This is a genomic window from Pectobacterium artocarpous (assembly GCF_046159765.1).
GTDB lineage: Bacteria > Pseudomonadota > Gammaproteobacteria > Enterobacterales > Enterobacteriaceae > Pectobacterium.
The window spans coordinates 40,438-62,612 of the sequence record NZ_JBJXVK010000005.1; the positions used below are offsets into that span (position 1 = coordinate 40,438).

General features: G+C 47.1%; 21 protein-coding genes. 11 read left to right on the forward strand and 10 right to left on the reverse strand.

Annotated elements, in window-relative coordinates; translation table 11 throughout:
* The first annotated feature begins 8 nt into the window (after positions 1-8).
* The 3 genes from accA (at position 9) to tilS (ending at position 2,849) form a co-directional block, all read left to right on the forward strand.
* Positions 9-968, forward strand: coding sequence for an acetyl-CoA carboxylase carboxyl transferase subunit alpha (gene accA / locus ACKQAD_RS04375; protein ID WP_409159031.1), 960 nt, complete (start codon positions 9-11; stop codon positions 966-968).
* Between the two features lie 137 nt (positions 969-1,105).
* The gene (locus tag ACKQAD_RS04380; RefSeq protein WP_409159032.1) at positions 1,106-1,495 is read left to right on the forward strand and encodes a VOC family protein; all 390 of its coding nucleotides are present in this window, start codon (positions 1,106-1,108) and stop codon (positions 1,493-1,495) included.
* Entirely contained in the window at positions 1,485-2,849 is a 1,365-nt protein-coding gene (tilS, locus tag ACKQAD_RS04385; RefSeq protein ID WP_409159033.1) for a tRNA lysidine(34) synthetase TilS, read from the forward strand. The genes ACKQAD_RS04380 and tilS overlap by 11 nt, the downstream gene beginning before the upstream one ends.
* Before the next feature lie 92 nt (positions 2,850-2,941).
* On the opposite strand, the gene rof is transcribed toward tilS, so the two are convergent.
* Positions 2,942-3,202 (reverse strand): Rho-binding antiterminator, encoded by a 261-nt coding sequence (gene rof / locus ACKQAD_RS04390; protein WP_012773648.1) that lies wholly within the window; start codon positions 3,200-3,202, stop codon positions 2,942-2,944.
* Positions 3,189-3,389, reverse strand: coding sequence for a YaeP family protein (locus tag ACKQAD_RS04395; protein ID WP_409159034.1), 201 nt, complete (start codon positions 3,387-3,389; stop codon positions 3,189-3,191). The genes rof and ACKQAD_RS04395 overlap by 14 nt, the downstream gene beginning before the upstream one ends.
* 239 nt (positions 3,390-3,628) lie before the next feature.
* Between ACKQAD_RS04395 and ACKQAD_RS04400 the strand changes: the two genes are divergently transcribed.
* Positions 3,629-4,183, forward strand: coding sequence for a YaeQ family protein (locus tag ACKQAD_RS04400; protein ID WP_409159035.1), 555 nt, complete (start codon positions 3,629-3,631; stop codon positions 4,181-4,183).
* Between the two features lie 72 nt (positions 4,184-4,255).
* Complete coding sequence (nlpE, locus tag ACKQAD_RS04405) at positions 4,256-4,951, forward strand: envelope stress response activation lipoprotein NlpE (RefSeq protein WP_409159150.1); 696 nt, start codon at positions 4,256-4,258, stop codon at positions 4,949-4,951.
* Positions 4,952-5,008: 57 nt separating this feature from the next.
* Here the strand turns inward: nlpE and mutS are convergent, their stop codons facing one another.
* The 3 genes from mutS to ACKQAD_RS04420 all read right to left on the reverse strand — a co-directional run bounded on the left by mutS (position 5,009) and on the right by ACKQAD_RS04420 (position 9,898).
* Positions 5,009-7,573 (reverse strand): DNA mismatch repair protein MutS, encoded by a 2,565-nt coding sequence (mutS, locus tag ACKQAD_RS04410; protein WP_409159036.1) that lies wholly within the window; start codon positions 7,571-7,573, stop codon positions 5,009-5,011.
* A 452-nt stretch (positions 7,574-8,025) separates the two neighbouring features.
* Positions 8,026-8,673 carry a LysE family translocator gene (locus ACKQAD_RS04415; protein ID WP_039355982.1) on the reverse strand — a complete coding sequence of 216 codons (648 nt, stop codon included), beginning with the start codon at positions 8,671-8,673 and terminating at the stop codon, positions 8,026-8,028.
* Positions 8,674-8,683: 10 nt separating this feature from the next.
* Positions 8,684-9,898, reverse strand: coding sequence for an ATP-grasp domain-containing protein (locus ACKQAD_RS04420; protein ID WP_409159037.1), 1,215 nt, complete (start codon positions 9,896-9,898; stop codon positions 8,684-8,686).
* Positions 9,899-10,057: 159 nt separating this feature from the next.
* On the opposite strand from ACKQAD_RS04420, the gene ACKQAD_RS04425 reads away from it, so the two are divergent.
* The 6 genes from ACKQAD_RS04425 to ACKQAD_RS04450 are packed head-to-tail and all read left to right on the forward strand — an operon-like array spanning position 10,058 to position 17,438.
* On the forward strand, positions 10,058-11,242 hold the full coding sequence (locus tag ACKQAD_RS04425) for a PLP-dependent cysteine synthase family protein (protein ID WP_409159038.1): 1,185 nt from the start codon (positions 10,058-10,060) through the stop codon (positions 11,240-11,242).
* A complete protein-coding gene (gene argG / locus ACKQAD_RS04430; protein ID WP_409159039.1) occupies positions 11,232-12,419 on the forward strand; it encodes an argininosuccinate synthase in 1,188 nt (395 codons plus the stop codon). Before ACKQAD_RS04425 ends, argG begins: the two co-directional genes overlap by 11 nt.
* Entirely contained in the window at positions 12,416-13,219 is an 804-nt protein-coding gene (locus ACKQAD_RS04435) for a dimethylarginine dimethylaminohydrolase family protein (RefSeq protein ID WP_039355988.1), read from the forward strand. Before argG ends, ACKQAD_RS04435 begins: the two co-directional genes overlap by 4 nt.
* Positions 13,220-13,230: 11 nt before the next feature.
* Complete coding sequence (locus tag ACKQAD_RS04440) at positions 13,231-14,925, forward strand: carbamoyltransferase family protein (RefSeq protein WP_409159040.1); 1,695 nt, start codon at positions 13,231-13,233, stop codon at positions 14,923-14,925.
* A gap of 18 nt (positions 14,926-14,943) precedes the next feature.
* The gene (locus tag ACKQAD_RS04445) at positions 14,944-16,119 is read left to right on the forward strand and encodes an MFS transporter (RefSeq protein WP_409159041.1); all 1,176 of its coding nucleotides are present in this window, start codon (positions 14,944-14,946) and stop codon (positions 16,117-16,119) included.
* 17 nt (positions 16,120-16,136) lie between these two features.
* Positions 16,137-17,438 carry an ATP-grasp domain-containing protein gene (locus ACKQAD_RS04450; protein WP_409159042.1) on the forward strand — a complete coding sequence of 434 codons (1,302 nt, stop codon included), beginning with the start codon at positions 16,137-16,139 and terminating at the stop codon, positions 17,436-17,438.
* Here the strand turns inward: ACKQAD_RS04450 and ACKQAD_RS04455 are convergent.
* The 5 genes from ACKQAD_RS04455 to ACKQAD_RS04475 form a co-directional block, all read right to left on the reverse strand.
* The gene (locus ACKQAD_RS04455; RefSeq protein WP_409159043.1) at positions 17,435-18,145 is read right to left on the reverse strand and encodes a helix-turn-helix domain-containing protein; all 711 of its coding nucleotides are present in this window, start codon (positions 18,143-18,145) and stop codon (positions 17,435-17,437) included. The genes ACKQAD_RS04450 and ACKQAD_RS04455 overlap by 4 nt on opposite strands.
* 319 nt (positions 18,146-18,464) lie before the next feature.
* Positions 18,465-19,232 (reverse strand): Fe(3+) dicitrate ABC transporter ATP-binding protein FecE, encoded by a 768-nt coding sequence (gene fecE / locus ACKQAD_RS04460; protein WP_409159044.1) that lies wholly within the window; start codon positions 19,230-19,232, stop codon positions 18,465-18,467.
* Positions 19,233-20,192 carry a Fe(3+) dicitrate ABC transporter permease subunit FecD gene (gene fecD, locus ACKQAD_RS04465; RefSeq protein ID WP_409159045.1) on the reverse strand — a complete coding sequence of 320 codons (960 nt, stop codon included), beginning with the start codon at positions 20,190-20,192 and terminating at the stop codon, positions 19,233-19,235.
* Positions 20,192-21,187, reverse strand: coding sequence for an iron-dicitrate ABC transporter permease FecC (gene fecC / locus ACKQAD_RS04470; RefSeq protein ID WP_409159046.1), 996 nt, complete (start codon positions 21,185-21,187; stop codon positions 20,192-20,194). The genes fecD and fecC overlap by 1 nt, the downstream gene beginning before the upstream one ends.
* Positions 21,184-22,098: a Fe(3+) dicitrate ABC transporter substrate-binding protein FecB gene (locus ACKQAD_RS04475; protein ID WP_409159047.1), complete on the reverse strand. Its 915-nt coding sequence runs from the start codon at positions 22,096-22,098 to the stop codon at positions 21,184-21,186. Before ACKQAD_RS04475 ends, fecC begins: the two co-directional genes overlap by 4 nt.
* Between the last annotated feature and the right edge of the window lie 77 nt (positions 22,099-22,175).

The window sequence follows — 22,175 nt, forward strand, 5'->3', positions numbered from 1 at the left end:
GGAATACTATGAGTCTGAATTTTCTTGATTTTGAGCAGCCGATTGCAGAGTTGGAAGCGAAAATTGACTCGCTGACCGCAGTCAGCCGTCAAGACGAAAAATTGGATATTAATCTGGACGAAGAAGTCCAGCGCCTGCGCGAAAAAAGCGTTGAATTGACGCGTAAAATCTTCGCTGATTTGGGTGCCTGGCAGGTGGCGCAATTAGCACGCCATCCGCAACGTCCTTATACGCTTGATTATATTAAGCATATCTTCACCGATTTTGATGAATTGGCTGGCGATCGCGCTTATGCCGATGACAAAGCCATTGTCGGTGGGATTGCCCGTTTGGATGGGCGTCCGGTAATGATCATTGGCCATCAGAAAGGACGTGAAACCAAAGAAAAGATTCGCCGTAACTTCGGTATGCCTGCACCGGAAGGCTATCGCAAAGCACTGCGCCTGATGGAAATGGCTGAACGCTTCAAGATGCCGATCATTACCTTTATCGATACGCCGGGAGCCTATCCGGGCGTTGGCGCAGAAGAGCGCGGCCAGTCTGAAGCTATTGCGCGCAATCTGCGCGAAATGTCCGCGCTGCGTGTGCCCATCATCTGTACCGTTATCGGTGAAGGGGGGTCCGGTGGTGCGTTGGCTATCGGTGTGGGTGACAAGGTCAACATGTTGCAGTACAGCACCTACTCGGTCATTTCGCCGGAAGGTTGTGCGTCTATCCTGTGGAAGAGTGCGGATAAGGCACCGCTGGCGGCGGAAGCCATGGGCATCATCGCGCCGCGTCTGAAAGAGCTGAAACTGATCGATACCGTGATTCCTGAGCCGTTGGGTTCGGCACACCGTAATGTTCCGGTGATGGCTGAGTCGCTGAAAGCGCAACTGCTGGCCGATCTGCTCGACCTCGATGGCATGACCGAAGAAGAACTGCTGAACCGCCGTTATCAGCGTTTGATGAACTATGGCTATTGTTAATAATTATTGCTAATCGCTATGGTGACAGCCAATGAGGTCATGGCCTTTGCGCTATTATCCATCAGGTGATTCTGGCATTGCTTTCAAAATCCGTTGTCAGGAATGACAGCGGATTTTTTGCTATGAGGGTGTGAATAATGCTGAAGCTGCTCGATGTCCATCACATTGCGGTTATTGCCTCCGACTATGAACGCAGCAAGGCGTTTTATTGTGATGTGCTAGGGTTTACGTTGAACCATGAGGTCTATCGTGAAGTGCGGCAGTCGTGGAAAGGAGATCTCTCGCTGAATGGGCGTTATACCATCGAGCTATTCTCTTTCCCTAAACCACCTGATCGTGTCAGCCGACCAGAAGCCTGCGGCCTGCGCCATCTGGCGTTTGCCGTGGCTGACGTTGAACAGGCCGTCGCCTCGCTGGAGCAGTCTGGCGTTGTCTGTGAACCTGTACGGATCGATCCTGAAACGCAGCAGCGCTTCACGTTTTTCTCCGATCCTGATGGCTTGCCCATAGAACTGTATGAGATCTGATGTTGTGAACAGCACTGAATCTGACGATGGATTACTTGACGATGGATTGTTCCAGGCGATCGCGGCGCAAACGGCCGAATGCGGGTCGATCCTGCTGGCCTACAGCGGTGGCCTGGACTCCAGCGTGTTGCTGCATCTGCTGATGGCTGTACGTCAGCGTTCCGGGCTGGCTATTCGAGCGGCTTACATTCATCACGGCTTAAATCCGCTGGCAGATAGTTGGGCTGAACATTGTCGGCAGCAGTGTGAACGCTGGCAGGTGCCGTTTGCCTCGCTGTCAGTGACGGTTGAAACGCAGCACGGCGGTATTGAAGCAGCGGCCAGAACGGCGCGTTATCAGGCTCTACAAGCGCATCTGCAAGCTGGGGAAACTCTGCTGACGGCGCAGCATCTTGATGACCAGAGTGAAACTTTTTTACTGGCGCTTAAACGCGGCAGCGGACCTGCCGGATTGTCGGCGATGGCGGCACAAAGCATGCTGGGCCATCATCGACTTGTGCGCCCGCTGTTAGGATTTTCTCGTCTCCAGTTGGAAGCGTACGCACAGCGGCATCAGCTTTGCTGGATTGAAGACGACAGCAATCAGGATGAGCGTTTTGACCGCAATTTTCTACGCCGCCAGATTTTACCTCGCTTGACGCAGCGCTGGCCGCATTTCTCCTCCGCCGTAGCGCGTAGCGCTGAGCTGTGTGCTGAACAGGAACAGTTGTTGGATGAGCTGTTGGAGGAATCACTGCAGGCGTTATGTCAGCCGGATGGAGCGCTGAGCATTGACGGCCTGATACCGCTAAGCCCAGTGCGTCGTTTTGCGCTACTGCGTCGCTGGCTGGCGCAGCAAGGTGCGACCATGCCCGCACGTGAACAGCTACAGCGACTCTGGGATGAAGTCGCAATGAGCCGTCAGGATGCGGAGCCGGTATTGCAGGTGAATCTGTGGCAGATCCGCCGTTTCCGTCAGCATCTCTATTTACTGCCGCCGATGCAGTCGCTAAAAGACTGCGTTCTGCCGTGGAAGCCGACGTCACATCCGTTATCGTTCCCTGACAATATGGGGACGCTGTCGCTGGCCGAGCGTGGGATGGCGGTTCGTGCACCGGAAAACGGTGAGGCGGTGAGTATTCGCTTTTCGACCCGTGGAACTGTGCATATTGTTGGCAGATCTCACGGGCGGCAAATCAAGAAACTCTGGCAGGAGCTGGGCGTTCCTCCCTGGTGGCGCGACCGGACTCCGCTGGTGTTTTACAACGAGCAACTGATTGCGGCTGTGGGGCGATTCGTCACGCGGGAAGGGCAGGCGAAAGAAAGCCAACCCGTATGGCATATTCTTTGGGAAAAAGGTCTGGATAAAAGCTAAAGCTAGAAGTGCTGAAATAAAAACGGACAACCCGCGTGTCCGTTTCGGAAGCATTTGTTCAGCGTTTGCCGCTGAATGAAAGGGTAAGCCTGTCAGGATTCGCTGACGACGACCTTCCCGATTTCAGGATGACTGAAACTGACGATGTGGTCGAGGCGCAGTTCGCGTGTTGCACCAGAGGCTTCAATCACCAAATATTCGACCTGCTTACGTGAGATCATGTCACTGGCTTTACCGGTCACAACTTCACCATTGCGTAGTTCCAGCGTCAGCGTCAGATTCTGCTGACAAGTGGCTTCCAGGCTGTCGTAATCATCACAGTTGATGGGTTGATATTCATTACTCATTGACATAATCACTCACCAATAAGTTAGCGGCGGCAAAAGCGGCCTGTTCCCTGACGGAGGATGGCAGCGCATCATTAGCGGCAATGTCATCCAGGGTTTTCAAAACACAACCCAGCGAATCGGGTATATAGCCCAGATCGCCACTGGCGATCTCTGCGTATAAGCGACGTACTAATTCACAGTATTCTTGCACTATATCCTCCCTTGAAAGCTCAGCTCGGTAGATATTCATGCATCATCACCTGTTGCGGTGCGCGATGTTGTAAGCCTACGAAGATAAACTCTATTTATCAAACCGACTATAGCATAGGCACTAACAGGATATCAGTAGTCCTTAGAAGCCTAATCTATCAGTTACGTTGCAGATATCACCTTTACTGTGAGGATGGCGCTAACTCAAGTAAACTAAAGGTAATAATGACGAGGTTACTGATGGCACTAAAAGCAACGGTTTACAAAGCAGCAGTTAATATTGCCGATATGGATCGGAATTTTTTTCACGACGCGAACCTGACAATAGCGCAGCATCCGTCTGAAACGGAACAGCGCATGATGCTGCGGCTTTTAGCGTGGATTTGCCATGCTGATGAAGACCTGCGTTTTACCAAAGGACTCAGTGCCGATGACGAACCGGAAATCTGGCGACGCAACGATACGATGGAGTTGGAGTTGTGGATTGAGCTAGGCCTGCCGGATGAAAAGCGGCTTAAGAAAGCCTGCAATCAGTCCCGTACTGTGGTGTTATACGCGTACAGTGAGCGTGCGGCTCAGGTTTGGTGGAGTGCGATATCAAGTAAGGTCTCCGGATACAAGAATCTGGCTATTCGCTTTTTAGATGACAATCAATTGACCCAGCTTGCTGGACTGGCCGCGCGCACGATGGTATTGCAGGCGACAATACAGGAAGGCACGATCTGGTTGTCTGACGATAAGAATAGTCTGGAAATGGTATTTTCTGAGTGGAAAATTTCTCAGACTCAGGGATGATAACGGACTGGATACATTTAGAGCATTGAGTCAGAAAGATAAAAACAGGGCAGAGACGGCAGGACAATAATGATGAAAAAACTGGCTATCGGTGTGCTGTTGATGGCAGGGATTTCTGGGTTGATCGGGTGTCATACCCGTTCACAGGTTCAGGAAGAACCCCTTAAACCAATGGCGCAAAGTTATCGTGGCATTTTACCCTGTGCGGACTGCGGAGGGATTGATACGTCGTTGTTTTTGGAAAAAGACGGGACTTTTGTGCTGCGGGAGCAGTATCAGACCACGCGGGCAGGCAACAACACGTTCGCTTCCTATGGGCAATGGCGACGCACTGCGGATAAGCTGGTATTGACGGACAGTGCAGGAGAAAAACGTTACTTCCGCCCGGTTGATAAGGGGCTGGAAATGCTGGATCAGCAAGGGCTTCCCATCAACTCCTCTCTTCCTCGTCAACTGACGGCAACCGAGCAGGGATTGCCGGATACGCCGATGTCGATGAAGGGCATGTACCGTAATCTGGCAGATGCTGCGACGTTCTCTGATTGCGCCACGGGAAAAACGTTTGCGGTGGCGAGTAATGCTGTGCTGGAAAGACTGTATCTTCGCACCACGTTGTCGGCGGGTGAACCGGTACTGATTTCCTTTACCGCACATTTTGCCGTAATTCCGTCGATGGAAGAAGGTCAGATGGTGAAAGCGGTGGTCCCCAACAGCAGTGAGAAAGCACGTATGAGAGCACGAGCAAACTGCGATACACAGATAGACTAGCGCTGTATTAAAAAGAAAAGGCACTGATTTCAGTGCCTCTTTTGTATCGATTACGCGTTAGAGCATTTTCTTGAGCTGATAAAGCCAATCCAGCGCTTGACGCGGTGTGAGCGTATCAGGGTCGATGCCTTCCAGCGCTTCAATGGCCGGAGACGGCTCATCATTGCTCAGTAGTGCCAGTTGCGCACCATCAATATGGCTGGATGACGCATTATTCGATAACGTTTCCAGCTCCTTCAATTTCTGACGTGCGCGCTTAATCACTTCTTTCGGTACGCCAGCCAGGGCGGCGACGGCAAGACCATAACTCTTGTTGGCTGCGCCATCCTGTACGCTGTGCATGAAGGCAATGGTATCGCCGTGTTCGCGCGCATCTAAATGCACATTCACCACGCCTTCCATTTTTTCCGGCAGAGTGGTTAGCTCAAAATAGTGCGTGGCAAACAGCGTCATGGCTTTGATGCGGTTTGCCAGATTCTCAGCGCAGGCCCAGGCCAGCGACAGACCATCGTAGGTTGAGGTTCCACGGCCGATTTCATCCATCAATACCAGACTGTTTTCCGTGGCGTTGTGCAGGATATTTGCCGTTTCTGTCATTTCCACCATGAAGGTGGAACGGCCAGAAGCCAGATCGTCCGCGGCACCCACGCGCGTGAAAATGCGATCGACGGGGCCAATAACCGCCTGATCCGCAGGTACAAAGCAGCCAATGTGTGCCAGTAGCACAATCAGTGCCGCCTGACGCATATAGGTACTTTTCCCGCCCATGTTGGGGCCGGTAATGATCAGCATGCGGCGCTGCGGTGCCAGCGACAGCGGGTTCGAAATAAACGGCTCACGAAGCACCTGTTCGACGACAGGGTGACGACCACCTGTGATTTTGATGCCGGGTTTGTCACTCAGCGTCGGGCAGACGTAATTCAGCGTATCGGCCCGCTCGGCCAGATTCGTCAGGACATCCAACTCGGCCAGCGCGGCTGCACTTTGCTGAAGCTCAGCCAGATGAGGCAGCAGCAGATCGAAAAGCTCATCATAGAGTGCTTTTTCCAGCGCCAGCGCTTTGCCCTTTGAAGTCAGAACTTTGTCTTCGTACTCTTTCAGTTCAGGGATGATGTAGCGTTCGGCATTTTTCAGCGTTTGGCGACGTACATAGTGAATCGGCACCAGATGGCTTTGACCACGGCTGACCTGAATGTAATAGCCGTGTACGCCATTGAAGCCGACTTTCAGCGTATCAAGTCCCAGCTTTTCCCGCTCGCGAATTTCCAGACGATCCAGATAATCGCTGGCGCCATCGGCCAGCGCACGCCATTCGTCCAGTTCCGCATTGTAGCCCGGCGCAATCACGCCACCATCACGAACCAGCACGGGCGGAGCTTCGACAACCGCGCGTTCCAGTAAATCCCGCAGCTCATCAAATTGACCAATCAGGCTAACCAGACGACGAACCGAATCAGTTTCCAACGGCGCAAGCTGCTGGCGAATATCGGGAAACTGCTGGAAAGCATGGCGCATACGTGCCAGATCGCGCGGGCGTGCCGTACGCAACGCGAGCCGCGCCAGAATACGCTCCAGATCGCCGACCTGTCGCAGATAGGGTTGCAGATCGGGAGTGATCTCCTGCAACGCACTGATCGCCTGTTGGCGCTGTTTGAGCGCTTCAATATCGCGGCTAGGCATGTGAATCCAGCGTTTCAGCATCCTGCTGCCCATTGCCGTCACGGTGCAGTCCAACACGGCAGCCAGCGTATTTTCCACTCCGCCAGACAGATTCTGTGTGAGTTCAAGGTTACGGCGCGTAGCGGCATCCATGATGATGCCGTCCTGCTGGCGCTCCATCGTAATGCCGCGAATATGCGGCAGCGAGGTGCGCTGGGTGTCTTTCGCGTATTGCAGCAGGCATCCGGCGGCTCGCAGTGCGAGTTTTGCCTGCTCTACGCCAAAACCCGTCAGATCGCGGGTGCCAAATTGCAGGTTGAGCTGCTGACGTGCCGTATCAGGTTCAAACTCCCATAGCGGACGACGACGCAGTCCGTGGCGGTTTTCGATCAAATCCATGGACTCAAAGGATTCAGGGTAGAGCAATTCCGCCGGATTGGTGCGCTGTAATTCGGCCGCCATGGTTTCTCGATCGGCAGGCTCGCTCACGCGAAAGCGTCCAGAGCTGATATCCAGAGTGGCATAACCGAATCCCCGACTATCCTGCCAGATAGCGGCCAGCAGGTTGTCCTGCTTTTCCTGCAATAGTGCTTCGTCGCTGATGGTTCCCGGCGTGACGATACGTACTACTTTGCGTTCTACAGGACCTTTGCTGGTGGCCGGGTCGCCAATTTGTTCGCAGATAGCGACGGATTCGCCCATTTGCACCAGTCTGGCAAGGTAGTTTTCAACGGCATGGTGAGGAACGCCAGCCATCGGTATCGGTTCCCCTGCGGAAGCGCCGCGCTTCGTCAGAGAAATATCCAGCAGTTGAGAAGCCCGCTTGGCATCGTCATAGAACAGCTCGTAAAAATCGCCCATGCGGTAAAACAGCAGGATTTCCGGATGTTCAGCCTTTAACCTAAAGTACTGCTGCATCATCGGCGTATGGGCAGTGAAATCCTTGTCGGTAGAATCTTTCATATTGATTTTACTCAGTCTTAACGCTTTTGTTCGTCAGGTGATGGCATTGGGTTTGATAGCAAACCTTGCTGATGGCGCGTCACCTGAGCATTGAAATGGAATGCCAGAAGTATACTGACTGGCGGATGAAAAACATCACCCGCGAGTGCGCTATCTTATCATTGATGGCTGCGATTTGACGTCATGGCGACGTTACCAGACTGAGGCAGGGATGCGTATCCGATTTTTCTACGATGACTCAAGTACGCGAGGCGGCTCGCAGGTTTCGCTCATAACGCAGTAGAGGAAACGATAACGCACGATGAAAAGTGCAAGCTCAAGAAGACAGATGGGACTAAATAGCTTCGCATATTACCGTTCCATGTTAGCCAGGTCATGCTGATATTGGGCGAAGCTATTTAGCATTTTTAACGAAGAGAATGCCATCGTCGTATGTTTTTAATGACATTGCTTCAGAAAGGATTAGCCAGAGTAAATGCAGTGTATAGCGTTTTTATTCCGAGAAATAGCATTAGTGAGCCAGCAATAATATCAAACCATTTTTTATAATTGAGATAGGTGTTTCTTGGGCGCTGATAAGACAGAACGACAGCGACAAAGATATACCACAAGGCATCAATAGAGAAGGCGATAGCGGGTAAAATAAAATACATCTCAAATGAGAGCGTATGACTCAATAGGGCGGAGAAGACGCTGGCAAAAACTAGGGCAGTATTGGGGTTACTTAATTGAATAATAAGCCCCTGGAAATAGCTTTGCATGAACGACTGTTGTTCAACACCCTCTAGAGTATGGTTTACAGTAATGTTGGTTTTTTTAATTGTGAATTTATACGCGAGATAAATGAGATAGCACCCCCCCAATATTCTGATGAAAAAATAAAAATCGGGCATGGTTTTGATAATGGCTTGAAGGCCAAATATTGCAGCAAGGGAAAAAATCAAACTTCCTGTACCCATACTGAGTGCCGTCGCAATTCCATTCAGCCGAGATGTCGCGACAGTTGTTCGTGCAACCAAAAGAAAACTTTCTCCTGGATTCATGGCTCCTAATAGTAATGTCCCGCTGATGGCGAATAAGGTGAATGCTACATTTTCCATTTTTAACCTTTTATTTTGTGCAGTATTTGTACTTTAGTGTTATCTCAGATAATGCATCCTGAGCGGTAGATAATGCTTCGCCAGCCGTAGTCCCTGTCGCAATTGCAAATAAACTCCTATCAAAACTATTTGCTACGCGGCGCGCCGTGTCACCGGGTTTCGTTAACATAGTAATATCTTTGATACCGGTTCGGCGTCTTGCTTCTTCCAGACCTAGTACACTGTCGAGAATAAATTTTTCATTACCTTCTGGTGAGGAATACCATACCGCTGAATAACAGGTATCCTCCCTTTTACGTAAGTCAATTTCCTCCACACTATCGGTATTTATTTTTGCTACAAGATTCATCAAATCGATGCCTGTAGAAAACTCCAATAGGCAATAGATATTGTCTCCGCCTGGGCGAGTATGGCTTTCGATAACGGTGGGGCCATTATTTGAAAGAATAATTTCAGTGTGGGAGGCACTGTTGTCGAACCCCATTACACTTAGAAAATCTTGAATATATTCTCTGATGAGATCTTCCTGCTCAAGCGTAATGGGTGCGGGTAAAACATGACCAATTTCAACGAATCTATCATTTTTGTATTTTTTTGTAATGGCTAAAATATGATGTTGGCCATGGTAAGAAATAGCCTCAACGCTGTACTCATCTCCAGCAACAAATGACTCAAGAATAAACGTTTCACCGCTCTTTTCGCAAAGTATTGGCTCAAGTTGATGATAGCTTTTCTCATCGTGAAGAAGAAATATATCCCTGCTGGCCTCACCTGAAAGTGGTTTTAAAACAGCAGGAAAGCCAACACGCTTCAATGCAGGGGCAAGATCAGAATGTTGATTTATTTTTTCAAATTTTATCGTTGGGAAGTTATTCATTTTCAGATGATTACGCATCGAATATTTATCCACGGTCCTGCTAACCAATTGCTCATCGGTAATAATCGGTAACCCGGTATAGGCCGCTACACGAGCTGCGACCTGTTGCCATTGTTCATTAAAAGCGATTACGCGGTCGATACTGAAAATTGTTTTATTTTCACATATATTTCGTGCTAATGATTCTATGTCATCTTTATTCTCAGGGAAATTGATACCATCATAAAGATTATCTTCATTAAGATTAATCTTTCTTGTGGGATCAGGGATGATGAACAAGTGATGCCCAAGCAACTTGAGTTTCTTATGTATCGGGGAAAAGCCACTACCTATGATCAGTATGCGCATATCACCTACTCTTATCGAATGCTTTATATGCGTAAGACTCTCTCTTCAAGACATCCTCCGCAACTGACAATTCTGCTAGTTGTAAAGAAAATACGTAAAACTTAAGGTGGCTAACGTTTCTCGGATAGGAATATTTTTTGATAAACGAAGGGTGTTTTTATGCTGAGCGTTATGTATGGGTTTTTTAAACGAAATCTATTTCATTATTTTGATTTTTTAAAGTTTGAAAATAATGGGCTATTCGTATATCAAGCAAATCGTGGTATTCCTGTTCTTATTGCCAGAATATATAGTCCAGCTAATTCAGAGAAAATTAAAATGAAATACAACAGTATTCTTAAGACAGTAGGAAATACACCCTGTGTACGTATCAATGCGTTTGACACTCAAGGCGTAAATGTCCATCTTAAAATGGAAACAACCAATCCAGGTGGGAGCATTAAAGATAGAATCGCTATTTCCATGCTGGAGAAAGCAGAAAGTAAAGGCGTACTGCGCAAAGGCATGATCGTTATCGAGCCATCATCAGGGAATACCGCGATTGGCTTGGCAATGGCATGCGCCGCAAAAGGATATAAATTTATTGCTATTTTAGATCGCATGGTACCCAGTGCTAAACGAGATAAAATAAAGGCTTATGGTGCGGATATCATTTTCTTACCTGAATTTGAAGATGGTATTGATACGGTTTTGTATCGTATAGAATTGACTAAAAAAATCATTTCGTTATACCCAAACGCCTTTAGTCCCATGCAGTTTGAGAATCAGGATAACCCTCAGGAACATTATGATTCAACAGCCCGAGAAATATACAGTCAGTTCTCTGGTGATATTAGCGGTGTTTTTATTACCGCAGGAAGTTGCGGCACAATCACTGGCGTTTCAAGATACCTTAAAGAAATGAATCCTGCGATTAAAGTATTTGCGGTTGAGCCGATGGGGTCAATTATCTTTGGCGGTGAGGCAGGGAAATATTTTGTGCAGGGTGCCGGCTTGGCATTTCGTCCCAAAATTCTAGATGATCGTTACATCGACGATGCGATAAAAATATCTGATTTCACGGCGTTTAAAATAGCTCGTGAGTTGGCTCGTAAAGAAGGCATCCTGATTGGTGGCACGGGGGCTTGTGCATTATCTGCTGGGCTGGAACGTCTGAATAAGTTCAACCCGGGGGATAATGTCGTGATTATCATCCCAGATAGTGGTGAACGATACGTTGATACTATTTACAGTGATACATGGCTTGCAAAGCACGGGTTCTCAGAGTTGATTGAAAAAAGTGACTGTGACAATGAATTAACATCTCTCGTTTATGAATTAGGATGTACTCTAAATGATTTCTGATAATGTTATTGTTATATTTTATAATCGTCTTTACAACCCGCTCATTATCAAGGATCTAAAGAAAAACTTTACCAATGTGTATTCTGTTTTGATTGATGAAGGCAAGGCATGTGACATAGAAGATATTGAGCGGGAATGTATAGCCGCAGGTGCAGATCGCTTTATTTATAAGGATTATCGTGACCAATACGCACGTAATATAATCTCAAAAGCGATCAAGGCTAATGCGATATATCAAGATGGCTACCATCTCAGTGCGGCATTATCACGTCCAGCGTTAGCTGAGGCTGCGGTTGAAGTCGCAACCGAGTTGAATATTGAACATATTGCACATCAATTCCGTGGAAACGATCAAGTCAGAATGGACATGAATATAGAAATACTCGGTAAAACACCCATAGCTTCATTGAGACGTTTTTCCCATAGCGATCAAGATGTTTATGACTATGCACGCCGTTATAATATTCCATTAGAGTTTGGCTGTAATAATCCCTACTCTACGAGTGAGAATATGTGGGGGCTGACGATAGAATGTGGCGATTTAGAAAATCCTGGCCGTACAATGCCTGAAGACGTAAAGGATTTTATATCCGCAGAATATAAAGAATGTGCGGAGCCAACGGTCATCACGTTGGGTTTTGCAAAAGGTATACCTGTCTCGTTGAATCATGAATGTATGCCACTTTACGAGATTATTGAAAGATTAAAAATAATTGGTAATACCTATTTAGTCGGCCTGTTCGATATGGTTGAGGATGGTGTCGTTGGCTTAAAAAGTCGTGCGATATATCAATCTCCAGCAGCACATCTTTTAATTATGGCACATAAGCAATTAGAGATTTATTGCTCTAATAGAAATGAAAATTGGTTTAAAGAAACTATCGATAGAAAGTGGACTGAAATGGTTTATTCAGGTCTTTGGTACGATCCTTTAATGAATCATTTAAACTCTTTTATTGACAGTATCAATTGCAATGTGAATGGCACCGTAGATTTAGAGATCGGTATGTACTACGCCCGCGTTATCTCTCGTGATTCGGATTCGTCAATCTACAATGCGGATATGGCCATTTACAACTGTGGACATCTTTATAGTCAAGATGATGCAGAAGGATTTTCACGGATATTTAATATTCATAGTAAATGTAGTGCAATCAAAAAAAGGGAAATAAAATGATTCATGAACTACTGATGTGTAAACCTGACTTCTACGATATTGAATATGTTATTAATGATTGGATGGATCCAAAAAACAAAGTAGACAAAGTTGTCGCACAAAATCAATGGAATTATGTTTACGATCAACTGGTGACCCGTGGTATAAAAGTTAAAGTTATTGAGCCAGTAAAAGGCTTACCAGATATGACTTTTGCCGGTGACTGCGGCATGATTCATAATAATAAATTTCTGGCAAGTAATTTCAGGCACCCTGAACGGCAGGGTGAAACACCGTATTATATCGATTTTTTGAAGAAAGAGGGTTTTGAAGTCCATCGTGTCGAGCCCGGTGTACATTTTGAAGGTCTGGGAGATGTGATTTACTGGGACGACAGTATTATATTCGGTTTCGGTCCTCGCTCTGATAAAGACGCGGTTAAAGCCATTCGGGAAACGTATCCAGAATTGAAAGTTCTTGGCGAGTTACATATTCAGGATAATACGTTCTTTCATGTTGCACTGGCCTTCTCTTTCATTTCTGAAGATACAATTATTTATTACCCTGAGGCTTTCACTAAGGAAAGTCAGGATTATATTGAAAAAAACTTTAGCCGGCGCATTGCTGTCTCGGAGTTTGATGCCAAAGAGCTGTTTGTATGTAACAATATCCCTATTGGTAACGATGTATTAATGCATGATTGTTCTCCTGAAGTTGAACAAAAAATTAATGATTTTGGTTTCAATGTTGTTAAATGCAATATGAGTGAATATTTTAAAAGTGGCGGAAGTTTACGCTGTCTGGTGCTTAAGCTGAATTAAGAGGTTTTAAAATGTATATTTTAGGCATTAATTCAGTCTACCATGAATCCTCAGTGTGCCTGATTAAGGATGGTGAGGTTGTTTTTGCGATTGAAGAAGAGCGTTTAAATAGGCAAAAACATGGGAAATCAGCAGATCTTGATAATCCTGATGAGTTACCCCTGTCTTCGCTTAACGCTGCGCTTGCCTTTGCTGGTATTCAACTGTGTGATGTTCATAGCATTGGCTACTCTATTGATCCCGTAGCCAGGCATAAGTCTGCTTATATTAATGAGACAAAGTTATCTGATGGTTGGGCAAGTGAGCCTGGAGAAGGTCTGTTCTATCGTAAAACAGCAAATGTTCCATTGATCTTGCAAAACATGGGATTCCGCGGTGATTTTCATTGGGTAGCGCACCATACTGCTCACGCTGCATCTGCATATTATCCTTCGTCTTTTAATGAATCACTGGTTCTTTCTCTTGATGGTATCGGTGAGGATAATACCGCAGGTGTTTTTATTGGAAAGGAAAATAAACTAACGAAAATATCGACCATAACGTATCCTAACTCAATAGGTTTTATGTGGGAGAGAATTTCAGAGTATCTTGGATTTTCTGAGTATGATGCCTGCAAGGTTATGGGCATGGCGGCATATGGTGATGCTGAAAGATTCAAGGAGCAGTTTTCCACGATTGTTGAGTGTTTGCCGGAAGGGCAGTTTACTATTAATAACGATATTCTCACGTTTCGTAGTAAATCATTCTCAAAATTGGAATCGTTGTTTGATTTGCAAAAGCGTCATAAACATGACGAGTTACGTCAGGAACATTATGATATTGCAGCGACACTGCAAGTTGTTACCGATGATATTGTTATGAACATTGCCAGGCATTATCTGGCAAGCAGCGGTAGCCACTACCTCTGTCTGGCTGGTGGCGTAGCATTGAATTGTATTACAAATCGATTGCTCTATGAAGCGTGTGACATTGCTGATATCTATGTACAGCCAGCCGCACATGATGCTGGTACCGCTATCGGCGCTGCACTGTATATTTGGCATCATATTATGGAGCACACTCAGCGTCATCCAATGGTCAGTGCTTATCTCGGTCCTGAATATTCAGATGCGCAGTATGAGCACGAATTGAAAAAATACAATTTAACCTGGGAGAAAGTGGATAATATCCACCAAAGAGTCGCCTCCCTGATCGCTGATAATAATGTTGTGGCCTGGTTTCAGGGGCGAATGGAGTTTGGCCCTCGCGCCCTTGGTAATCGTAGTCTGTTGGCCGATCCTCGTAATAAAGATATTCGCGATCTGATGAACTTAAAGGTTAAGCATCGTGAGTTCTTTAGGCCTTTCGCACCCAGCGTGCTGCGAGAATATGCAAGTGATTGGTTTATTTCTCGTGGTTTACCCGATGCGGCAAAATATATGCTGTTAGCGATGGATGTTAAGCCTGATAAGCAAAATGCTATTCCCGCTGTTACGCATGCAGATGGCACCGCACGGGTACAAATTGTCGATAAAGAAACAAATGAAAGCTATACCCATCTGATTAGTGAGTTTCATAAGCTTACAGGTGTACCTATTCTACTTAATACTTCTTTTAACGATAGTGAACCCATTGTATGTTCACCGGAGGACGCTATTAAAACTTTTCTCAAAACAAGAATTGACTTTTTAGTATTGGGTGATTATATCATTAAGTCTATTCATTAATTTATACAGGTTGCACCAGTGATCACGAAAATTGTGTTGGCACGTTTTTTTTCTATATTTGCAGAAGCATTTATTATTTTCGCTGTGCCGGTACTGGTGTATACCTCAACAAATAGCGCTTCATTAACCTCCTTAGCTTTTGGTCTGGAAAGATTAGCACGCGTAGTATCATTGCCTCTTTCAGGTTGGATTGGGCATAAAATTCACCCACTTAGAATGCTATATTTTAGTGACAGTATTCGAGGCTGCGTGTGCCTATTATTGTATTTTTCTTACCCTTATATATCTCCTGAATATATAGTAAGCCTGATTATCCCTGTAGCCTGTATTTTGTCGTTCTTTAGCGGCGCAGGCTATGTGAATCTTGAGGGCTTCGTTTCTCAAACGATATCTAGTGATAAACTACCTTCTATTTACTCTCAACTGCAATTTGTCGAGCAGTTTACTTATATAGCAGCACCAATACTTGTAAGTCTTTTAACGTTAAAGTTTTCTATTCTGCAAACATTTATATTTATATCAATCCCTTTCATTGTCAGCACTTTTTTGTGGATGTCTATCCACAAAGTGAAGACGACAGTGAGTGCAGAAAGTCATGATAAAAAGTCATTAAAATACATCATCGCCTATATTGCTGCTAATCGAGATTTGAAAAAAATAATAAGCCTTACCTTTTTAGTAAATATCATGCAAGGGGCATTATTATCAACGGCAGTCTATGTTATTACATCCATTTTTCACCAGCCTGAACAAGGCTACGCGCAGGCGCTTGCTATGGCAGGAATAGCCAACTGTTTGCTGTTTTTTGTTGCGCCAAAACTAATTCGTCGATTCCACATTTGTACTGTGGGGCTAAGCGCATTTATTATAGCTGCATGTGGTTTATTGGTGGTTGGTGTAGCAAATAATTTCTATGTTTATCTTCTTGGCTTTCTGCTTATTATTGGTTCGGAAGGGTGCTTCAATCTTTTTTCCCGCTTTTATCGTGCCAGGCTTTTACCTGCGGAGGGATTCTCTCGTTATTTAGGTATTGTATTGGTTCTTAATCAATTAGCCGTTCCGCTGGCTAGCTTTATTTGCGCGAAATCCTTATTGCTAATTGATTATAAATATATTTTTATTATTTTTTTTCTGGTTGTCGTTTTTTCTTTTTTTCTAATCAATCCATTTCGTTACTTTACATCAAAAGATTAATCTCATAAGGATAGAGAATGAACACGAAAAAGTATCTGCTAGTTCTTGATTATCTTCCTGCAAGAATTCATGACTTAAAACTTATCAAGGAATATGTGAAAGCGCAGTATGACCTGGATATGGTGATCGTCAGTGATATGCTCTCGGGTGAGGAGAGAAATATATGTGATCACGTCTATCACCTGCCTGTATCTACTGTGAATTATGAAGATGAAGTGATTAAACTGATTAAAAATGTAGAAATGGAGTGTGCTTGTATTCTCCCTTTTATGGATGCGGTATCGGGACACGCGGCTGTCATTGCCAAAAGATTAGGGCTATATGGTGACGATGCGACATTAAGTTTTGCTGGTATCGACAAGTTAAAATTCAGGGAACAGGAATCGATCCTGGAAACATTTCTTCATGCACAGAATATTGTTACGCCACGCTCAACGCATGTGAGCGATTATCAGCAATTAAAAGCGTTTTTTGAATTATGTCCGTCAGGTGTAGTAATAAAACCAGTCGATGGTCGGGCAAACATTGGTGTGAAAATCGTCAAGGCCATGGATTCGCTAGAGGCTTCTTACGCTGCGTCCTGTCTGGCTGCACCTGGCAGCAGCATCATTGCAGAGGAGTTGATTGCTTTTGATTCTGAGTTTTCCTATGACGGCGTAGGTGTACTTTCATTTTTGACGCAAAAAGTCAGTCAGCTTGGTGATTATCCTGTCGAACTTGGACAAATCGTGCCAGCACAGTGTTCTCCGACGCAGGCTCTGGCATTAGTCAAAGCTGGTCAAAGTATGAATCTTCTTTCGGGTCAACGTTACGGCGCTTTTCATAACGAAATTAAACTTGATTCAATCACTGGAAAAACGTTTTTAGTCGAAACAAATCGTCGCCCTGCCGGCATGCGCATCTGGGATATGGCAAATAAAGTGTTTGGTATATCGTTGCAGAAAATATGGGTTGATCATTTGGTGCAAGGTTTTTCTGATACCCGCGCGATTCCAGAACCTATTGGTAGCGCGTTTCTTATTAACCTACTTGCCCCTGAAGACGGAACTATCAAAACAGAAATTAACCAGGAGTTAATGAAAAATGAAATGGCGTCGTTAGTGAAGGAAATACTTAATGAATATCAGTATGAGATTATTGACATTAAGGTAAATGTTAAAGGAAATTCCCCAGTTTATAAAATTCCAAAAACGAACAATGATTTTTGTGGGTATGTCTGTGTTTATATAGATAAAGAAAAAATTAATCATGCTGAACTAATGAGTCTGATAAATAAATCGTGGCAGTCGATAATTAAAGACTATATTCACTACATTTAAATCAGATTGTAACATATCGCTTTAGCAATGGCGGCGACCTTGTTCGGCACCGCCAGCTTCTCAAGGATATTTTGCATATGAAAATTTATGGTACTAGTTGATAAATGCAAGATGTTGGCGATATCTGAGGATGTTTTTCCTTCGGAGGCCCAGCGCATGATCTCGACTTCACGTATTGTCAGCGGAGGAGAATCGTTGTTGCTCTCTGTTAGGGACGAATATTTACAGGCCATTGATGCCGATATAACGAGTAAGCTTAGGTCATCTACATTATGCTCATCCTGTTTTGTAAGGTTTTCTCCTCTAAAAAATGAGCATAATACATTCTCATCTTTGGGGGTTTTATATATTGTTGAACACCCATCCTTAATATTTTTTTTATTAAAATAACTTAAGGTTTTAGGATGCTGTTTTTTTATGTGTGTTTGCCAGGAAAAAATTGAAGGTGGGTAAAGTAAAGTCGCATTGCTAAGTATAGTTAGAACTGAGTTATGAGTTTCTCTATCAATGGTAAAATTATCGTCAAAGCAGCTTAGTAAGGTAAATTTTCTTTTTGTTAAGGGGTAAGGGCTTTCTTTGTAGAGGGAGTAATAATTAAATCCATATGGTTTTATAATGTGTAAGATGGTTTTTTTCAACTGAATAAGCGTTTCTGCACTGTCTATTTCTTTACATTTGCATCTAAAATAAGTATTTTTTGATAACATCTTGATTACTCCTTTTCTCAAGGTGATTAAATTTAAAGCACGCACCTTGCTCAAGGCAATACATAAGTTTTAATAAAGTTTAAAAATGTATAATTAGCCGATGTATTGATATTTAGTTCTTTTTATCTCTGCATGCCAAGATTTATCCTCTTTTATCAATAAGTTTATTTATGTCTTTCAACAGGATGACGAATGCGTATCTCTATGATGATTATCGATTACGCTTTTATATTATTAATATTCATAGGATCTATGACCCAATTGGCTCTCTTTTGCTGAAGAGGCGTTCAGGCCGCAGTATCCTATTTTCTGCTTGCGCTCACCGCACCACACACATTGGCTGGCCTGATATCGGCTCGGGGTGGATCTCCGCATCGATGCTGAATACCTGTTGTAGTAAGTCCGGTTTCATGACCTCGCGTGGCGACCCCTGTGCTATCACGCGTCCACCGGCCAGCATCACCAGATGATCGCAGTAGCGGCTGGCCTGATTCAGATCGTGCAGAACGGTCACCACCGTTTTGCCCGCCTGATTCAGTTCGCGCAGCAGTTTCATCAGTTCAACTTGATGATTGATATCGAGGTAAGTCGTCGGTTCGTCGAGCAGTACAATAGGAGTATCCTGCGCGATCAGCATCGCCAGAAACGCCCGCTGGCGCTGTCCACCGGACAAATCGGTTAACCGTTTGTCGGCGAGGTCGACGATGTGCGTTTTCTCCATCGCGAGCTGCACGCGCTGGCGATCGTCCTGTGATAAGCGTCCCCACATCGATAGCCAGGGGTTGCGTCCGTAGGCCACCATGTCACGTACGGTGATCCCCTCTGGCGTGAGGTGATGCTGTGGTAACAGCGCCAGATGGCGCGAGAGCTGGCGAACCGAGAACGTAGAGAGCGGCTTGTCGTTGAGCCGAATAGCCCCCGATTCCGGCATAAGGAGTTTGGCGAAACACTTCAGTAACGTTGATTTACCGCAGCCGTTGGGGCCGAGTAGGGCAGTAATTTTCCCCGCAGGCAGTGAAAGTGACAAGCCATCAAGAATACGCTTGTCGCCATATCCCGCCGTCAGGTTTTGTGTTGTCAGTTCCATTTAGCGCATTCTCACAAGAAGCCAAAAAAACCAGGGCGCACCGATAATCGCGGTGAGCACCCCAGCGGGTAATTCCATCGGCGGGTTCAGTGTGCGTGCCAGCAGATCGGCAAGCAGCAGTACCAGCGCACCAGCAACGGCAGAAGCAGGAAGGAGCCAGCGGTGCCGTCCTCCCACCAGATAGCGGATCAGATGTGGCACCACGAGGCTGATAAAGCCGATAGGGCCACAGATAGCCACGCTGGTCGCGGCGAGTGCCACGGCGAGTGCCAATCCCCAGAACTGAACGTGCCCGATATTAACGCCCAGCGTGCTGGCGCGGTCGTCGCCCAGTGCTAACAAATCCAGATCGCGGCAAAAGCGCAGGCTGAGCGGAATGAGCACACTGAGGACGGGCAGTGCGACCATGATGAATGACCAGTCGCGTCCCCATAGGCTTCCCGTCAACCACAGCAGTGCGTTGTTGATATCCTGCGGACGGGAGAGAATTAGGTAGTCGGTGACGCTTGCCCAGGTGGCGGCCAGCGCGATGCCGATGAGCGCCAGCCGCATTGGGGATGGCACGCCTGCGATAAGTCTCAGCAGTAGCAGCCCGGCAATGCCGCCGATGAACGCGAGAAGTGGTAGCCAAATCACGGGTAGCGCAGGCACCAACATCAGTGCGCTGACGGTTGCCAGACTCGCCGCGTGGTTCACGCCGAGAATATCGGGCGAGGCTAGCGGGTTACGCACAATTCCCTGCACCAGCACGCCGGAAATCGCCAGCGCTGCGCCGACGAACAGCGCTAGCAGCACGCGGGGCAGGCGATACTGCGTCAGGACATAATGATGCTCGCTGGTGCGGTGCCAGCCGCTCATCAACGCCGACCACGGCTGCGGAATCGCGCCCATGCGCAGCGACAGAATGCTGGTGGCGAGTAACAACAGCGTAATCGAGATAAACACAATAACGGGGCGCATTATCCTCGCCTCCTTGCCAGCCACACGAAACAGGGCGCGCCGATCAGGGCCAGCACTGCGCCGGCAGGCAGTTCGCCCGGCCAGGCGAGCGCGCGGGCAAGCAGATCGGCCAGTAACATCAACGCCGCACCCATCAGCATGCTCATGGGGAGCACTTTTCTTTGGTCGTAACCGATCCAAAAACGCGCCAGATGCGGTATTAACAGGCCGATAAACGCGACCGGACCAGCGACGCTCACGCAGGCACCGACCAGAATCAGCGCCGCCACATTGAGGATGAGGCGCAGACGACCTAAGTTGACGCCCAGCGTATGGGCGCTGACATCGCCGATATTCAGCAGGTTAAGCTGGTTCGCCAGCAGCAGAACTACGGGGGTGACGATGATGACAAACGGGAAGAGCTGCCAGAATTCCACCCAGCGTGCGTGCGATACGCCACCTGCCAGCCAGTAAAAAATGCCATAGGCGTGATCTTCCGCCAGCAGCAACGTGATGCGGGTTAACGCCATGCACAGGGCTGAAAGCGCGACGCCTGCCAGAATCAGTCGATTGCGGTCAAGCGTTTGTCGCCAGCCGCCGCCAGCCGCCATGACCACCAGCCAGCAGGTTCCTCCGCCAATAGCGGCAACAAAAGCGATAGGGTAACCGGAGAGCGACGCGCTGAATGCACTGGTCAAGGCCATTGCCAGCGCGGCGCCGCTGTTGATGCCGAGCAGAGAAGGAGAAGCCAGTGGGTTATGGGTCAAGGTTTGAAGCAGGGCGCCGGATAGCGCCAGGCTGGCACCGATCAATACGGCTACCAGACTGCGAGGCAGGCGCAGGTTGAGCACCAGCGCCTCCGGTAGCGAAGAGGGCGATCCTGTTATCAGCGCTTTGACGGCGCTCAATGCGGGAATGGGGATCGCGGAATAGCAAAACAGGCTGAGCCAAAACACGCCTAACAGTGCTGTTACCGGTAATCCCCAACGCCAAAGCGGATGAAAACCGTGCTTCATTGCTTGCGGCTGATGCTAACAGGCTGATGCTTAAAAATTTTCACGGTATCGCTGCCGATGCGTTCTGCGGCAAAAATACCGCGCATCCGCGCCCAGGCATTGCTGTCTACGGCGGCAATCTGCTGTTTTTGCTGTGCTTCCAGCATGTTCCAGAGTGCATCCTGCTGCCAGCGTTTCACAATACTTTCTTCGCGGTAATGCGTCACAATTAGCCACTGTGGATTAATAGCCAACAACTGTTCCAGATTGATGGAGGCCATAGGGGCGTTGTTAATCGGTTTAGGCACACTCAGGCCGAGTGTGGCCAGCACGCTGCCGGTATAGGCATCGCTGGAGTACAGGTTAAACTGCTGTTCGCGCGAGGTACCGAAAGCGACACTTGTGCCTTTGGGAAGCTGGTCGGCATAGCCTTTCATGATTTTGCGGTGCTGAGTGAGACGAACCTGCATCGCGCTGTCTTTCCCCAGCACCTTGCCGATGATTTCCGCAGAGTGCAGGTTTTCTGCGTAGGTTTCGTTGCGTGATTTCAGCAGCAGTACCGGGGCAATAGCCTTCAGCGCCGGGTAAATACCGCTATGGCGACTGCTGTCGGCGATGATCAAATCAGGTTTCAGCGCGCTGATGGCTTCCAGACTCGGCTGCGCACGCGTGCCGACAGAGTGCCAGGGTTTGAGATGCTCACGTACTTCAGCCAGGATCCGGTCTGGATCGTTGTCATCGGCGATGCCAACCGGGCTGACGTCTATGGCAGCCAGCGCGTCAGCAAAAGAGAGTTCCAGTACCACAATGCGCTGAGGTGGCGTGTCGAGCGTAAAGGAACCCTGTTCATCCTGCACCGTGGCTGCATTGGCGCGACCCAGTCCGAACAGACAAAGTGTTGCAATCAGTGCAACGCGAATGAGATCAAACATAGCGTAACTCCACGATTATTGTGATCGAATAAGTCATGATCGTTAGTCAGGCCGGGCATTCGCCCGGCGAGTGATAA

Coding starts and splice junctions, on each gene's coding strand:
- accA (WP_409159031.1), top strand. CDS start 9: ATGAGTCTGAATTTTCTTGATTTTGAGCAGCCGATTGCAGAGTTGGAA.
- ACKQAD_RS04380 (WP_409159032.1), top strand. CDS start 1,106: ATGCTGAAGCTGCTCGATGTCCATCACATTGCGGTTATTGCCTCCGAC.
- tilS (WP_409159033.1), top strand. CDS start 1,485: ATGAGATCTGATGTTGTGAACAGCACTGAATCTGACGATGGATTACTT.
- rof (WP_012773648.1), bottom strand. CDS start 3,202: ATGTCAATGAGTAATGAATATCAACCCATCAACTGTGATGATTACGAC.
- ACKQAD_RS04400 (WP_409159035.1), top strand. CDS start 3,629: ATGGCACTAAAAGCAACGGTTTACAAAGCAGCAGTTAATATTGCCGAT.
- nlpE (WP_409159150.1), top strand. CDS start 4,256: ATGAAAAAACTGGCTATCGGTGTGCTGTTGATGGCAGGGATTTCTGGG.
- mutS (WP_409159036.1), bottom strand. CDS start 7,573: ATGAAAGATTCTACCGACAAGGATTTCACTGCCCATACGCCGATGATG.
- ACKQAD_RS04415 (WP_039355982.1), bottom strand. CDS start 8,673: ATGGAAAATGTAGCATTCACCTTATTCGCCATCAGCGGGACATTACTA.
- ACKQAD_RS04420 (WP_409159037.1), bottom strand. CDS start 9,898: ATGCGCATACTGATCATAGGTAGTGGCTTTTCCCCGATACATAAGAAA.
- ACKQAD_RS04425 (WP_409159038.1), top strand. CDS start 10,058: ATGCTGAGCGTTATGTATGGGTTTTTTAAACGAAATCTATTTCATTAT.
- argG (WP_409159039.1), top strand. CDS start 11,232: ATGATTTCTGATAATGTTATTGTTATATTTTATAATCGTCTTTACAAC.
- ACKQAD_RS04435 (WP_039355988.1), top strand. CDS start 12,416: ATGATTCATGAACTACTGATGTGTAAACCTGACTTCTACGATATTGAA.
- ACKQAD_RS04440 (WP_409159040.1), top strand. CDS start 13,231: ATGTATATTTTAGGCATTAATTCAGTCTACCATGAATCCTCAGTGTGC.
- ACKQAD_RS04450 (WP_409159042.1), top strand. CDS start 16,137: ATGAACACGAAAAAGTATCTGCTAGTTCTTGATTATCTTCCTGCAAGA.
- ACKQAD_RS04455 (WP_409159043.1), bottom strand. CDS start 18,145: ATGTTATCAAAAAATACTTATTTTAGATGCAAATGTAAAGAAATAGAC.
- fecE (WP_409159044.1), bottom strand. CDS start 19,232: ATGGAACTGACAACACAAAACCTGACGGCGGGATATGGCGACAAGCGT.
- fecD (WP_409159045.1), bottom strand. CDS start 20,192: ATGCGCCCCGTTATTGTGTTTATCTCGATTACGCTGTTGTTACTCGCC.
- fecC (WP_409159046.1), bottom strand. CDS start 21,187: ATGAAGCACGGTTTTCATCCGCTTTGGCGTTGGGGATTACCGGTAACA.
- ACKQAD_RS04475 (WP_409159047.1), bottom strand. CDS start 22,098: ATGTTTGATCTCATTCGCGTTGCACTGATTGCAACACTTTGTCTGTTC.